At 33.1% G+C, this 15,170-nt stretch carries 14 protein-coding genes and 1 other annotated feature; of the genes, 10 read left to right on the top strand and 4 right to left on the bottom strand.

Translation table 11 applies throughout. From position 1 onward, the window contains the following. Nucleotides 1-27: 27 nt before the first annotated feature. Genes ribD through ribH form a run of 4 tightly spaced genes read left to right on the top strand, consistent with a single transcriptional unit; the run spans nucleotide 28 to nucleotide 3,375 of the window. A complete protein-coding gene (gene ribD, locus ACP7BT_RS00465; RefSeq protein WP_041080040.1) occupies nucleotides 28-1,071 on the top strand; it encodes a bifunctional diaminohydroxyphosphoribosylaminopyrimidine deaminase/5-amino-6-(5-phosphoribosylamino)uracil reductase RibD in 1,044 nt (347 codons plus the stop codon). Nucleotides 1,072-1,077: 6 nt separating this feature from the next. Beyond that, a complete protein-coding gene (gene ribE, locus ACP7BT_RS00470; protein ID WP_002482976.1) occupies nucleotides 1,078-1,710 on the top strand; it encodes a riboflavin synthase in 633 nt (210 codons plus the stop codon). An 11-nt stretch (nucleotides 1,711-1,721) separates the two neighbouring features. Next, nucleotides 1,722-2,903 (top strand): bifunctional 3,4-dihydroxy-2-butanone-4-phosphate synthase/GTP cyclohydrolase II, encoded by a 1,182-nt coding sequence (locus ACP7BT_RS00475; protein WP_041080038.1) that lies wholly within the window; start codon nucleotides 1,722-1,724, stop codon nucleotides 2,901-2,903. Nucleotides 2,904-2,916: 13 nt separating this feature from the next. After that, nucleotides 2,917-3,375, top strand: a complete 459-nt coding sequence (ribH, locus tag ACP7BT_RS00480) for a 6,7-dimethyl-8-ribityllumazine synthase (RefSeq protein WP_041080037.1) — start codon at nucleotides 2,917-2,919, stop codon at nucleotides 3,373-3,375. A gap of 264 nt (nucleotides 3,376-3,639) precedes the next feature. Here the strand turns inward: ribH and ACP7BT_RS00485 are convergent, their stop codons facing one another. Further along, the gene (locus tag ACP7BT_RS00485; RefSeq protein ID WP_037538235.1) at nucleotides 3,640-4,641 is read right to left on the bottom strand and encodes a proline dehydrogenase family protein; all 1,002 of its coding nucleotides are present in this window, start codon (nucleotides 4,639-4,641) and stop codon (nucleotides 3,640-3,642) included. Nucleotides 4,642-4,907: 266 nt separating this feature from the next. On the opposite strand from ACP7BT_RS00485, the gene ACP7BT_RS00490 reads away from it, so the two are divergent. From ACP7BT_RS00490 to ACP7BT_RS00500, 3 genes are all read left to right on the top strand, one after another. Then, on the top strand, nucleotides 4,908-5,732 hold the full coding sequence (locus tag ACP7BT_RS00490) for an alpha/beta fold hydrolase (protein ID WP_037538238.1): 825 nt from the start codon (nucleotides 4,908-4,910) through the stop codon (nucleotides 5,730-5,732). 235 nt (nucleotides 5,733-5,967) lie between these two features. After that, nucleotides 5,968-6,924 (top strand): L-lactate dehydrogenase, encoded by a 957-nt coding sequence (locus ACP7BT_RS00495; protein ID WP_041080035.1) that lies wholly within the window; start codon nucleotides 5,968-5,970, stop codon nucleotides 6,922-6,924. Between the two features lie 150 nt (nucleotides 6,925-7,074). Further along, a complete protein-coding gene (locus tag ACP7BT_RS00500; protein WP_002482982.1) occupies nucleotides 7,075-7,476 on the top strand; it encodes a transcriptional regulator, SarA/Rot family in 402 nt (133 codons plus the stop codon). 119 nt (nucleotides 7,477-7,595) lie between these two features. Here the strand turns inward: ACP7BT_RS00500 and ACP7BT_RS00505 are convergent, their stop codons facing one another. Further along, nucleotides 7,596-8,156 (bottom strand): tRNA (mnm(5)s(2)U34)-methyltransferase, encoded by a 561-nt coding sequence (locus ACP7BT_RS00505; RefSeq protein ID WP_011302854.1) that lies wholly within the window; start codon nucleotides 8,154-8,156, stop codon nucleotides 7,596-7,598. Then, nucleotides 8,153-9,106, bottom strand: a complete 954-nt coding sequence (locus ACP7BT_RS00510) for a TIGR01212 family radical SAM protein (protein ID WP_002482984.1) — start codon at nucleotides 9,104-9,106, stop codon at nucleotides 8,153-8,155. The genes ACP7BT_RS00505 and ACP7BT_RS00510 overlap by 4 nt, the downstream gene beginning before the upstream one ends. A 109-nt stretch (nucleotides 9,107-9,215) precedes the next feature. On the opposite strand from ACP7BT_RS00510, the gene ACP7BT_RS00515 reads away from it, so the two are divergent. The 3 genes from ACP7BT_RS00515 to ACP7BT_RS00525 all read left to right on the top strand — a co-directional run bounded on the left by ACP7BT_RS00515 (nucleotide 9,216) and on the right by ACP7BT_RS00525 (nucleotide 13,659). After that, entirely contained in the window at nucleotides 9,216-10,385 is a 1,170-nt protein-coding gene (locus tag ACP7BT_RS00515) for an MDR family MFS transporter (protein ID WP_037538240.1), read from the top strand. Nucleotides 10,386-10,673: 288 nt separating this feature from the next. After that, nucleotides 10,674-10,864 (top strand) — a binding site (T-box leader). Nucleotides 10,865-10,914: 50 nt separating this feature from the next. Beyond that, nucleotides 10,915-13,329, top strand: coding sequence for a leucine--tRNA ligase (leuS, locus tag ACP7BT_RS00520; protein WP_426303707.1), 2,415 nt, complete (start codon nucleotides 10,915-10,917; stop codon nucleotides 13,327-13,329). Between the two features lie 18 nt (nucleotides 13,330-13,347). Continuing rightward, nucleotides 13,348-13,659 carry a rhodanese-like domain-containing protein gene (locus tag ACP7BT_RS00525; RefSeq protein WP_002482987.1) on the top strand — a complete coding sequence of 104 codons (312 nt, stop codon included), beginning with the start codon at nucleotides 13,348-13,350 and terminating at the stop codon, nucleotides 13,657-13,659. Between the two features lie 195 nt (nucleotides 13,660-13,854). Here the strand turns inward: ACP7BT_RS00525 and ACP7BT_RS00530 are convergent, their stop codons facing one another. Next, nucleotides 13,855-15,108 (bottom strand): NAD(P)/FAD-dependent oxidoreductase, encoded by a 1,254-nt coding sequence (locus tag ACP7BT_RS00530; protein WP_041080032.1) that lies wholly within the window; start codon nucleotides 15,106-15,108, stop codon nucleotides 13,855-13,857. Between the last annotated feature and the right edge of the window lie 62 nt (nucleotides 15,109-15,170).

A 15,170-nucleotide genomic window follows, 5' to 3' on the forward strand; every position in this document is an offset into this window, starting at 1 on the left:
TGTTTTTTATTATTTAGAGGTGATGAGATGAGTCAATATTTAAACTATGCTATACAACTTGCACAAATGGTTGAGGGACAAACAGGTTTAAACCCTCCAGTTGGTGCAGTAGTAGTGAATCGAGGACGTATCGTAGGTATAGGTGCACACTTAAAAAAAGGTGACAAACATGCAGAAGTGCAGGCGCTAGATATGGCAAAAGACAATGCGAAAGGTGGAACCATTTATATTTCATTAGAACCCTGTACACACTTTGGTTCTACACCACCTTGCGTCAATAAAATTATTGAGGCAGGCATTAATAGTGTTGTTTATGCAGTTAAAGATACTACATTACCTTCCAATGGTGACAGTATTTTACAAGAAGCAGGGATAGATGTTGAATTTCGACATCAACCTGATGCTGAAAACTTATATAAAGATTTCTTTATTACAAAACGACAATCTGTACCAATGGTAACAGTAAAGGTTTCTTGTAGTTTAGATGGCAAACAAGCGACAGATACTGGTGAAAGTAAATGGATTACCAATAAACTCGTGAAAAAAGATGTTTTTAAATTAAGACATCATCACGATGCGGTACTAACTGGTAGTGGCACGTTAAATGCAGATAATCCACAATATACGACTCGAATTGAAGAGGGTAAAAACCCAATTAAAGTGATACTAGCCCAAAACGGTAACATAGATTTTAATTTAGACATTTTTAAAAATACGAATACGCCGATTTGGATTTATACACAAAATGAAGCTTTAGTAACGGACATTGAACATGTTGAAATTATTCAACTTACAAATTGTTCAGTAGAAAATATTATGAAAAATTTATATGAAAAAGGTATAGGCAGATTGTTAGTAGAAGCAGGTCCCACAGTTACTTCTGAATTTCTTCAATCCAATTATACAAATAAACTAATTATATATTATGCCCCGAAAATAATTGGTGGTTCAGGCAAATATCAATTTTTCCATACGGATAAAATCATCGATTTGTCAGAAGTCCCACAGTTTGAAATTGTTGATTCACAAATGCTTGAGCAAAATCTTAAATTAGAATTACGAAAGAAGTGATTAAACATGTTTACTGGAATTGTTGAAGAAATAGGTACAATTAAAAAAATATCAACACAACAGTCTGTAGTTAACTTGAAAATTGAATGTCAAACGATTTTAACTGACATGCATATTGGTGATTCAATCAGTGTTAACGGAGCATGTTTAACAGTAATAGAATTTGATAATCACACTTTTTCAGTACAAGTTATAAAAGGTACAGAAAATAAAACGTATTTAAATCAATTAAGTCAATCTTCTGAAGTGAATTTAGAAAGAGCGATGAGTGGTCAAGGTCGATTTGGTGGACATTTTGTACTTGGTCATGTAGATGAAGTAGCGAAAATTAAACGCATTCAGTCATCGGATAATTCTAAAATTGTAACAATACAACCGTCAACGTCATTGATAAAACAAATGGTTAGTCAAGGTTCAATTACAGTTGATGGTGTGAGTTTAACGATATTTCAATTAAAGCAATCAGAATTCGATATACATCTCATTCCTGAGACAAGAAAATCAACGATATTAAATCAAAAGCGTGTTGGTGATCCAGTTCATTTAGAAACGGATATGTTATTTAAATACGTTGAAAAAATTATTGAAAATGATAATGCTAAATTAACTTCAGATAAACTTAAAGCATTTGGATTTTAAGGAGGGCTCATATGCAATTAGATAGTATCGATACAGCGCTGGAAGCACTAAAAAAAGGTGAAAGTATCATAGTCGTAGATGATGAAAATAGAGAAAATGAAGGTGACTTAGTAGCTGTTACGGAATGGATGAATGACAACACTGTTAATTTTATGGCGACCTATGGTAAAGGATTAATTTGTGCACCAATCAGTAATGCAATTGCTGAAAAGTTGGATCTAAATCCTATGGTCACGCATAATTCTGATGTTTATGGCACACAGTTTACGGTAAGTGTTGATCACATACAAACAACAACTGGCATTAGTGCAGACGAAAGAACAATGACAGCGAGAGCATTGATCGATGAGCAAGCTACTGGATCTGATTTTAATAAACCGGGTCATTTATTCCCTTTAATTGCACAAGATAATGGTGTGCTATCAAGACGTGGTCATACTGAAGCGTCTGTGGATTTAGCTAAATTAACTGGCGCTAAACCAGCAGCATTAATTTGTGAAATTATGGATGAAGATGGGACAATGGCAAAAGGAGCGTCATTAGAAGCATTTAAAGAAACGCATGGTTTAGTTATGATTTCTATTGAAGACTTAGAAAAGTATCGAAAATCTTCAATTTCTAAACTAGATGCAAAAGCAAAAGTTAAGATGCCAACAGAATACGGTAACTTTGATATGTATGGCTTTACTACAGATAATAGCGAAGAAGATATTGTTGTTATCGCTAATGGCGACATTAATAAAACTGAAAATGTTCGAATCCATTCAGCATGTTTAACTGGCGACATTTTTCATAGTCAACGATGTGATTGTGGTGAACAATTAGCAGCATCGATGAAATATATAGCAGAGCATGGTGGCATGATACTGTATCTTCCTCAAGAGGGTAGAGGCATAGGCTTAATTAATAAGTTGAAAGCTTACGAATTAATCGAACAGGGTTATGATACAGTTTCTGCAAATATTGCATTAGGATTTGAAGAAGATTTAAGAGATTATCAAAATGCTGCCCAAATATTAAAATATTTTGGTGTGGACAGTGTAAATTTATTAAGTAATAATCCGAAAAAATTTGAAAGTTTAGAATCATATGGTATTCATATTGCGAAGAGAATTGAACTCATCGTACCAGCCAATGCATACAATCAGGATTATATGAATACAAAAAAAGAAAAAATGGGTCACTTAATATAGGAGGTAATGAACAATGAATTTTGAAGGTAAATTAGTAGGTTCAGATTTAAAAGTAGCGATTGTTGTAAGTAGATTTAATGATTTTATTACTAATCGATTATTAGATGGTGCAAAAGATACATTAATTAGACATGAAGTACCGGAAGCTAATATCGATGTAGCATACGTACCAGGAGCATTTGAAATTCCTTTAGTAGCTAAAAAATTAGCTAAGAAAAATGATTATGATGCAGTTATCACTCTAGGTTGTGTTATTAGAGGATCAACGTCTCATTACGATTACGTTTGTAACGAAGTAGCCAAGGGTGTTTCAAAAGCGAATGATGTTACTGATACGCCAGTCATATTCGGTATTTTAACTACAGAAAATATTGAACAAGCAGTAGAACGTGCAGGTACGAAAGCAGGTAATAAAGGTGCAGAAGCAGCAGTAGGTGCGATAGAAATGGCTAATTTATTAAGAGAAATATAAAGTTAAACTTGTCTAATGCTTATCAATTTTTAATATCGTATCGTTTTTCAATTATATTAAATTAGTAGAACGCCAAAGACATGACAGCTTTGGCGTTCTTTGTTTTTATAATAAATTCAATGACTATCTAAATTAGAATTCGGATATGTAAATCTTTTTAAACATCATTGAACTTAAAATTTGTGCTCGTATGATTACTTAGATGTAGTGTTTAAAAAGTGAATTGTTTTAAAATAATTATTTATATATTGAACATTGAATTGATTATTTTTTAAGTACTCTATATAGTATTGAACCTGTAGCTACAACGCCAGCAAATATGCCAGCAATAGTGCCTACTTTTTTCAATATATCTGGTTTTAACAATTCTTTAAACATTAAATTCAAATTTTGTGGTCTTTCAGCTAATCTTCTCATAAAGTAACTGAACCAATCATCTCCATATGGCACATAAATGCAGAAATTGTTGCCTTCGCCGGCAATTTGTTCTGCTAAATCGGAGCGAAAGCCGTATAACATTTGAAATTCATAACGATCTTTATCAATTTTATTATCTTTAATAAATTGTTTGATTTGTGTAATGATTTTATCATCGTGTGTAGCGATAGAAGTAACGTTTTTAGCACTTAACAATCTTTTTTTTATTAAACGTATGTAGTTTTCGTCGATTTCTTCTTTTGTTTGAAAAGCAATAACTTCATTTTCTTTATATGCACCTTTAACCATGCGTAATCTTAGTTCAGGATATTTATCTATGAGCGCATCAGCTTTATATAAATATGCTTGAATGACTGTACCAACATTTTTAAATTCACCTTTTAATCGATCTAATACTTGAGTGATATCAAACAAGCTATCATACTTTTCAGTATCGATATTAATATGCATATTATCAAATTCATTTGCTTTCAATAATATTTCTCGTAAATTACGGTAAGCAAGATCTATATCAAACTCTGAACCTAGTTGGCTTAATTTCACAGACATATGTCCATTTAAACTATGATTATAAATGGCATACATGACTTCCAAAATTTGATCTTTAGCTTGGATAGCTTCACCTTCAGTTACGACAAACTCTCCAAGACAATCAACAGTCACTGTAATTCCCTTGTTGTTTAAACGTTCAATTGTGTCTATCAAGGATTTAATCGTATTACCCGCAACGACTTTATTCGCCCCAAACATGGGTCCTACTTCCTTGGCAGTCTTATTTAAAAACGAATTATTTGATAATCCGATAAAGAAATCTTTCACAATTGGCATATTAATTCCTCCCATTCCGCTTATAGCTATGTTTCAATAATAGTGTAGCATGAATCTAATAGTAATGAAATCGTTTGCAATAAAATATATTACACTTTAAATTTCAATATACACTCATGAGATATGTATTGAACAGAAATAAGAAATTTATTGTGGGAAATAAATTTAGTTTTATGTTTATTTAATATGTTTAAAATGGAAAAAGCATAGCGTATTTTGATACAATAAGCGTAATGAATTTAAATGTAGAAGGGGAAGTATGGATTATGTGGAAATGGGAAACCGAAAATGAAGCAAAAGGTGTCGTAGTAATTGCACATAACATGCTTGAACATACTGGAAGATATGCATATGTGATTACGATGCTTCGCCGAAATGGATATCATGTTATTATGGGCGATTTGCCAGGACAAGGGCAAACATCACGTTCAAATAAAGGTCAAATTGATAATTTTGATGTATATCATGAGCATATACTTGAATGGATTAGAATCGCAAATGAATATAAAATTCCAACTTATGTCCTAGGTATAGGTCTTGGTGGTTTGATTGTCTTAAATTTATTAGAAAAAACAGAAGTGCCGATTGAAGGCCTGATGTTGCTTTCACCACTTTTAGAATTTAAGAAAAGTAATAAATCTAGAAAAGATAAAATTATTTCTAATATAGGTAAAATTGCGAAAGATACTCGATTTAAAGTTGGTATCACAGTTGAAGATTTAACAAGAAACGAAGAAGTTATAGAAGAGACGAATAAAGATCAATTGATGTTAAATAAAGTAACTTACTACTGGTATAAACAGATTATTGAAATTATGAAAGAGACAGTCAACCATTTAAAAGATGTAAAATCATTGCCGTTATTATTAATGTACGGTACAGAAGATAGAGTTGCAGATATAAGCGCAATGGATTTAATAAAAGATAAAATAATGACAGAAGAACTTTATTTTAAAGCGTGGGAAGGATTATATCATGAAATTCATAACGAGCCTGAACGTGATGAAGTCATGCGATATATTTTAGCGTTTTTAAATAATAGTGCAAGTAACAATGGATTTATAGTACATGATGAAAATGAAGTTTCATAGTACCTGAATACAATGATAATACAGTAAGTGGCAAAAGCGGTGGATTTGTATCCTAATTTTAAAAGGATATGATTTCACCGTTTTTTATATTTGATTTTTATTGTAACTTATAATTAATATTTTTGTGAAATAAATTACAAATAACTATTGCAAATGCTCGGAGGAACTGATATATTTATATTGTGAAATAAATCACAATATAAATTATTAATTTTCATGTGAGGAGCGTTCTGTGATGGAATATATAAAAAGTAATAAAGTTGTTTTAATTGGTGATGGTGCAGTTGGATCAAGTTATGCATTTGCATTAGTAGCTCAAGGTGTGGCAGATGAACTCGTTATTATAGATTTAGATGAAGACAAAGTGAAAGGTGATGTAATGGACTTAAACCATGCGGCACCGTATGGAGGTTCACCTGTTAAAATTAAAGCTGGTTCATATAAAGCATGTCACAATGCTGATTTAGTGGTGATTACTGCTGGAGCAGCTCAAAAACCAGGAGAAACGAGATTAGATTTAATTGAAAAGAATACAAAAATATTTAAATCGATTGTTTCTGAAGTTATGGCATCTGGATTTAATGGGATTTTCTTAGTAGCCACTAACCCTGTTGATGTACTTACCTATGTAACACAACAAGTTTCTGGATTACCTAAAGAAAAAGTAATTGGATCAGGTACGATTTTAGATACGGCACGATTCAAATATGAATTAGCTGAAGAATTTGGCGTTTCTGATAGAAGTGTTCATGGACAAATCATTGGGGAACATGGAGACTCTGAACTAGCTGTTTGGTCACAAGCAAATATTGCAGGACAGCCATTATACCAATTGTTAAAAGATGATCCTGAAAAACAACATAGAATAGAAGAAATATTTGTTAATACACGAGATGCAGCCTATGACATTATTCAAGCTAAAGGTGCAACATATTATGGCATTGCTATGGGATTAGTGCATATAACTAAAGCGATTTTAAATAATCAAAATTTAGTGCTTACCGTATCCAGTCGTTTAGAAGGTGAATATGGTCAAGAAGATGTCTATATAGGTGTCCCTACAAAAATTAACAGACAAGGTGCGGTAGAAGTTTTTGAAATACCGTTAAACGATGAAGAAAAAACTTTATTTACCCGTTCTGTTGGTATTTTGAAAGAAATGCAAAATAAAATATCTCATTTAATTGCATAATTCATAGTTTAAATTTAAACTGTATATAAGATTAATTTTATTAAAAATTCTAATATTTATTCAGTGTAGAATTTATTTTACAGTGATTGATGATTTTTTGAAATTAATTTTACATGTTTAAACTTTATACTATGATTGGGGGATTACACTATGGGGAAGACATTTACTGAAAAAGTGGATGGCGTTTTGCAATTAGAATCTGTGTTGAAAGATATCGAGGATATTTTTGACAAAGTTCAAAAGCAATATAAAATGTCAAAAGAAGAAATTTTAATCCTTTTGACACTTTGGAAAGAAGGGTCAATGACTTTAAAAGAAATGGATGACTTTGTTCATATTAAATCATACAAACGTACACGTACGTACAATGATTTAGTTGAAAAAGCGTGGATTATTAAAGAAAGACCACAAAACGACGAACGTACAGTTATTATCCATTTTAATGAAGATTTAAAAGATCAAAGGGAAAGTCTTTTAAACTTTTTTAAAGAAGAAATTGATTCTAACTCATCTACTATTCAAAACAGTCTTAAATCTATCTTAAATCTATAGGAATTATGAATTTTACAGTGTAATTTACACAAAAAAGCTGCCAACAAAGTTTAAATACTTTTATTGGCAGCTTTTTTTATTTTTAAAGCGTGTGCTTTAGGAAAACTAAATGATAGAATTTATCTTTTTTCTATCGCACAAATAAATGGTGGATTATTTTGTTGATTGATAAATTGATATTTTAGAATATGTGCTTTATTTTGATCGAATTGTTCCAAATAATCTAGAATAGCATCTCGCTCCAATTTGCCTTCATCATGGCCATGATAAATAACAAGAATAATGATGCCTTCTATGGATAAAATATTAAATATTGCATTTATGGCAGCAATTGTACTTTCGGCTTGTGTAACAATGGATTTATCTCCTTTTGGTAAATAACCTAAGTTAAAAATCGCTGCGTCAATTTTACCTTGTTGATAATTTGGAATATATGATTGGATATTTGCATGGCTATCTTGAACGATAGTGACATTGTTAAAATCATGAATCTTAAGTTGTGTCTGCTTAATAGCTTCATCTTGTATATCAAAAGCATAGACATTACCGTTTGGAACTTGTTGGGCAAGAAAATGTGTATCATTACCGTTACCGCATGTAGCATCGATCACGATACTGTCATCTGATACGTGTTGTTGAATTAATGTTCTAGCAAAAGGGAGAATGCGTTCAAGTTTCATGACTTAACTGTGCTTTCAAAATATTTTCCTTGGTATGAATCTCGGCGAGCAAGTTCATTATCAATTTCATTGAGAACTTCCCATTTGTTAACACTCCACATAGGACCTACCATTAAATCGATTGGACCATCACCGGTAATTCTATGAACGATCATTTCTTTTGGTATGATTTCTAACTGATCACACACTAATTTAGTGTATTCATCTTGTGACATAAATTCTAGCATGCCTTTATCATATTGCTTAACCATTGGCGTTCCTTTTAATAGGTGAAGTAAATGTATTTTTATACCTTGTACGTCCATTTGAGCGACTTCTCGTGCAGTTTCCATCATCATATTATAATCTTCACCAGGTAAACCATTTATAATATGCGTACAAATGTTTATATTATGTTTGCGTAGTTTGGCAATACCTTCATAATAAGTTTTCATATCATGTGCGCGATTGATTAAATCAGATGTTTCTTGGTGTATTGTTTGAAGACCTAGTTCAACCCATAAGTAAGTACGTTCATTCAATTCTGCTAAATACTCGACTACATCATCAGGTAAACAGTCTGGACGTGTACCTATGGATAAACCAACTACACCAGGCTCTTTCAATGCAGTTTCATATTTTTCACGCAATACCTCTACGGGTGCATGTGTATTTGTAAAAGCTTGGAAGTAGGCGATGTATTGGCCATCGTGCCATTTTTCATGCATTCTATCTTTTATTTCTTTAAATTGTACATCGATTGGATCTACACGATTACCTGCAAAGTCACCGCTACCAGCTGCTGAACAAAATGTACAGCCACCATGTGCAACGGTACCATCTCTATTTGGACAATCAAATCCTCCATCAATTGCAACTTTAAATATTTTTTGTCCAAATTTATTTTTTAAATGATAATTCCATGTATGATATCTTTTATTCTCGAATGCGTAAGGGAAGAATTGTCCCATATAACATTTTCCTTTCTAAATTCATTCTAGTTAAAGATTTTAACATATTTTAATGATATAGTGTTTAAAGTAAAATAAGAAATTTTGATGTAGAAAGGAGCTTAATGTTATGAATATGCCTAAATCAGTGTGGTGGCTAGTAATTGGTATGGCATTAAATATCACAGGCTCAAGTTTCTTATGGCCATTAAATACAATTTATATGAATGAAGAATTAGATAAAAGTCTAACTATCGCCGGATTAGTACTAATGATCAATTCATTTGGCATGGTCATAGGTAACTTATTAGGGGGCATGCTTTTTGATAAATTAGGTGGTTATCGTACTATTATTATAGGAACAGTAATTTGTTTAATGAGTACAACACTGCTTAATTTTTTCCATGGTTGGCCATGGTATGCTGTATGGCTAGTAGCACTAGGATTTGGTGGCGGTATGATTGTTCCAGCAATTTATGCATTGGCTGGCGCCGTGTGGCCACAAGGTGGTCGTCAAACTTTTAATGCAATTTATTTGGCTCAAAATTTAGGTGTAGCCATTGGTGCTGCATCAGGTGGATTTGTAGCAGAATTAAGTTTTAATTATATTTTTATAGCGAACTTATTAATGTATGTCGCATTTGCAATTGTAGCCATGACACAATTCAAAATTAATTTAGATGTTAAAGTGAAATCAACGGATGCAATGAGTCTTTTATCTAAAGCATATAGACCACAGTTTATAGCGCTAACGCTATTATGCGTTATGTTCAGTATTTGTTGGATTGCTTATATTCAATGGGAAAGTACGATAGCTTCGTTTACTCAAGAAATCAATATTTCAATGAGTCAGTACAGTCTGTTATGGACAGTTAACGGCATTATGATTTTAGTTGCGCAACCTTTAATCTTACCTGTCATTAGATTGTTAAAAGGAAACCTAAAATATCAAATGCTTGTTGGGATTGTCATCTTTATTCTCTCTTTCTTTGTGACAAGTTTTGCTGAACAATTTTCAATTTTCATGGTAGCTATGATTATACTTACTTTAGGAGAAATGTTTGTTTGGCCAGCCGTACCAACAATAGCGAATCAATTAGCGCCTAAAGGGAAAGAAGGTTCATTCCAAGGTTATGTTAATTCTGCTGCAACTGTGGGAAAAGCTTTTGGACCATTAATTGGCGGTGTTGTTGTAGATTCGTTTAATATGCAAGCTATGTTTTTAAGTATGATTGTATTATTACTTATTGCACTGGTATTCCTGTTAATATACGATAAAAAATTACCAAAAGATACGTAAGATATATGATGAGTCTGGGATATAAATAAATATCTTAGGCTCGTTTTCAATTGGCAGTCAATGTATCGTCAGCGCTTTGTACAGAAGTGTGCCTTTTGTATAAGCATGAACCTTAATTATCCTTGCGGGCGTGGGTCTATGAAATCACTGTGAAAAACGTTGGTCTCTGTCTCACTAATTTATATAATAATTTATTTTTTAGTTATACATGCTTATCAATATGTAGTAAATAAGTATGTTTCCTGTTAAATCAGGTTTTACTCTTGAAATAAATAGTTATTTCAAATATTATTAGTAATGTATAGGAGTAGTAACTTTAAAACTTATCTACAGAGAACTAGGGTTGGTGGAACCTAGTGTTAAGTTAAAGTGAACTTACCAGGACTTAAAGATAATTTATGACATCTCTTACTATTAGTTAAAATGAGTGCACATTTAATGTGAATTTGGGTGGTACCGCGGCGAAAGTCGTCCCTTTGTAATTAAATAATAGTTTGGGGTGTTTTTTTATTGAATAGGAGGAAAAGTAGTGAATTACAGTCATAATGAAATTGAAAAGAAATGGCAGGACTATTGGGAAGCAAATAAAACTTTTAAAACGAGCGACAATTTAGGGCAAAAGAAATTTTATGCTTTAGATATGTTCCCTTATCCATCAGGAGCAGGCCTGCATGTTGGTCACCCAGAAGGGTATACTGCTACAGATATCATCTCTCGTTATAAACGTATGTTAGGTTATAACGTATTACACCCAATGGGTTGGGATGCATTTGGCTTACCAGCTGAACAATATGCATTAGATACAGGTAATGATCCACGAGAGTTCACTAAAGAAAATATTCAGACCTTTAAGCGTCAGATAAAAGAACTTGGTTTCAGTTATGACTGGGATAGAGAAGTGAATACGACAGATCCTGAATACTACAAATGGACACAATGGATTTTCATACAATTATATAATAAAGGTTTAGCTTATGTAGATGAAGTGGCTGTGAATTGGTGTCCAGCATTAGGTACGGTATTATCGAATGAAGAAGTTATTGATGGCGTATCAGAACGTGGCGGCCATCCTGTATATAGACGTCCAATGAAGCAATGGGTTCTTAAAATTACCGAATATGCAGACAGATTGTTAGAAGATTTAGATGAATTAGACTGGCCAGAGTCATTGAAAGATATGCAACGTAACTGGATTGGCCGTTCTGAAGGTGCATCAGTGGCATTTGATGTGAAAGATTATAATGAGCAAATTGAAGTATTTACTACTAGACCTGATACAATATACGGTGCGTCATTTTTAGTGCTTAGCCCAGAACACGAGCTTGTAGATTTGATTACTACGGAAGATAATAAAGATGATGTAGAAGCTTATCAAAAAGAAGCGGCTAAGAAATCTGATTTAGAACGTACTGGCTTATCAAAAGAAAAGTCTGGTGTATTCACTGGTGCATATGCTGTTAATCCATTATCAGGGCAACAAGTACCAATATGGATTGCAGATTACGTACTATCCACTTACGGTACTGGTGCGGTCATGGCTGTACCTAGTGGTGATCAGCGTGATTATGAATTCGCTAAAAGATTTGACTTACCAATTATAGAAGTCATCGAAGGCGGAGATATGAGCAAGGAAGCCTACACTGGCGACGGACCGCATATTAATTCTGGTGAACTAAACGGATTATACAATGAAGCAGCTATAGAAAAAGCGATTGAATTGTTAGAAAATAAAAATGCCGGTATGCGTAAAGTAAACTACAAACTTAGAGATTGGTTGTTCAGTAGACAAAGATATTGGGGCGAACCTATTCCAGTTATTCACTGGGAAGATGGCTCAATGACGACAGTACCTGAAGATAAACTACCATTACTTTTACCAGAAACTGATGAAATAAAACCGTCAGGGACAGGTGAATCACCGTTAGCGAATATTGATGAATTTGTAAACGTTGTCGATGAAGCCACAGGTATGAAAGGCCGTCGTGAAACAAATACGATGCCACAATGGGCAGGTAGCTGTTGGTATTATCTAAGATATATTGATCCAGACAATGAGCAAATGTTAGCAGATCCTGAAAAATTAAAACATTGGTTGCCTGTAGATTTGTATATTGGTGGCGTAGAACATGCTGTATTACATTTATTGTATGCACGATTTTGGCACAAAGTATTATTTGATTTAGGTGTGGTACCAACAAAAGAACCATTCCAAAGGTTATTCAACCAAGGTATGATTTTGGGTGAAGGTAACGAAAAAATGAGTAAATCTAAAGGTAATGTAATTAATCCAGATGATATTGTAAAATCTCATGGTGCGGATACGTTACGTTTATATGAGATGTTTATGGGACCGCTTGATGCCGCTATCGCTTGGAGCGAAAATGGTTTAGATGGTTCGAGACGTTTCTTAGATAGGATTTGGCGTTTATTAATTACAGAAGATGGTTCAATTTCTAATAAAGTGGTAAACAATCATAGTAAGGCTTTAGATAAGAGTTATCACCAAACAGTGAAAAAAGTTACAGAAGATTACAATTCGCTTAACTTTAACACAGCGATTAGTCAACTTATGGTATTTATTAATGATTGTTATAAAGCGGAAGAAATTTATAAACCATATATCGAAGGCTTTATTAAAATGCTAGCGCCGATTGCACCTCATATATCTGAAGAATTGTGGTCACGTTTAGGCCATGATGAAACAATCACTTATCAACCATGGCCATCCTACGATGACGCGTTACTTGTTGATGACGAAATTGAGATTGTCGTACAAGTAAATGGTAAAGTGCGTGCTAAAATTAATGTATCTAAAGATATTGCGAAAGAAGAAATGGAGCAAATCGCACTAGATAATGAACATGTTAAATCTGAAATAGAAGGTAAAGATATTAAAAAAGTTATTGCAGTTCCTAAAAAACTTGTTAATATCGTTGCTAAATAAACACAGGAGGAATTAATTATGGAATCTATCACAGTAACTGAACTAAAAGAGAAAATTTTGGATGCAAACCCAGTTAACATTGTGGACGTTAGAACTGATCAAGAAACAGCGATGGGTATCATTCCAGGTGCTGAAACCATTCCAATGAATAGTATTCCAGATAATCTAAACTATTTTAATGATAATGAAACGTATTATATTATCTGTAAAGCCGGTGGCAGAAGTGCGCAAGTCGTTCAATACCTTGAACAAAATGGCGTGAATGCAGTGAATGTTGAAGGTGGTATGGATGAATTTGGTGATGAAGGTTTAGATATTAAAAGTATTTAATTATAAAATAAGTAGTTAATTAAAAGCCGAGACATAAGCATATGTCTCGGCTTTCTTAAGGTAATCAACAGTTTATTTATAATGCTTTATTTGTCCATATAGTAATGGCTTTACAGTGAATGATGCACTGCTACTTTATCAAATATTAATGAAACTATTGGATTTCAATGTTATCTTTTACTATATATAATCAATTTAGAAAAGGCTTGCATTAGTGCCAGCTACATGACCTGTGACAAGGGCGCTTGTGATATTATATCCACCTGTATAACCGTGGATATCCAGTACTTCACCACATAAAAACAAACCAGGTACAAACTTAGACATCATTGTTTTGGGTTGTATTTCTTTTAATGAAACACCACCTCCTGTAACGAAGGCTTTTTCAATAGAAAGTGTGCCGTTAACCGTAAAGGTAAATCCTTTTAATAATTCTACAAGTTGATTAATTTGTGCGTTGGCAATATGGTGCGCTGTTAAATCATCTGAGATATGGGCTTGCTCAATTAAAAATAACAAATAGCGCTCTTCAATTAAGCCATGCAAACTATTTTTAACAAATTTATCAGGTGTTTCTTCTAACAAACGTCTAATCTTTTGTTCGAGTTCATTTTTGGTAAGTTCAGGAAAGGCATCCAGTTGCATTTGAATATCTTGTTTTTTTTGATTCTTTTGTTCTTTATATACAAATTGACTACACCTTAGTGCAGCGGGTCCACTAATTCCAAAGTGAGTGAATAACATATCCATTTGATGTGTGATTCGTGTTTTACCATTCTTTTTTAAAACGGATAGCGCAACATTTTTTAAACTCAAACCTTTGAGACGTTTGTTTTTGATAAATGTTTCAGAAGAAGTGATGGGTACTTCAGTTGGAAATAATTCAGTAATGGAATGTCCCAAGTGTTCGGCAAATTTATAACCATCACCTGTTGAACCAGTTTGAGGGACGCTTGTGCCACCGGTGGCAATAATTAAACTATTGCTTGAAAATTGTTGCTGATCATTTAATGTTACGGTGAAAGTATGTTGGTCCGTGTATTCAATTGATGATACAGTGGATTCTTCTTTTATTTCTACGTTATTCTGTTGCAAAGTATTGATGAGTGCGTCAACAACATCTTGTGCTTTATTAGAGACGGGGAACATACGACCGTGGTCTTCTTCCTTTAAAAGAACGCCTCTAGATTCGAAAAAATGGATGATAGATTCATTATCAAAAACAGAAAAAGGGCTATATAAAAATTTCCCATTACCAGGTATATTTTTGATGATTTCATCATAAGGTAAGCGATTTGTTACGTTGCAACGTCCGCCTCCAGAAATTTTCAATTTACGACCGAGTCCTTTTTTCTTTTCAATTAATAAAATATTATGATTATTGAGACTTGCCGCAGCAGCTGCCATTAGCCCGCTAGGACCGCCACCGATTATAATTGTTTGATACATTTTATTGCCTCCCATAAGCGTATAGTGTTATTTTATAGTAATATAGTTTTGAAAAAAAGTAG

It is taken from the genome of Staphylococcus sp. Y174-1, from assembly GCF_049897865.1.
Taxonomy (GTDB): domain Bacteria; phylum Bacillota; class Bacilli; order Staphylococcales; family Staphylococcaceae; genus Staphylococcus; species Staphylococcus saprophyticus.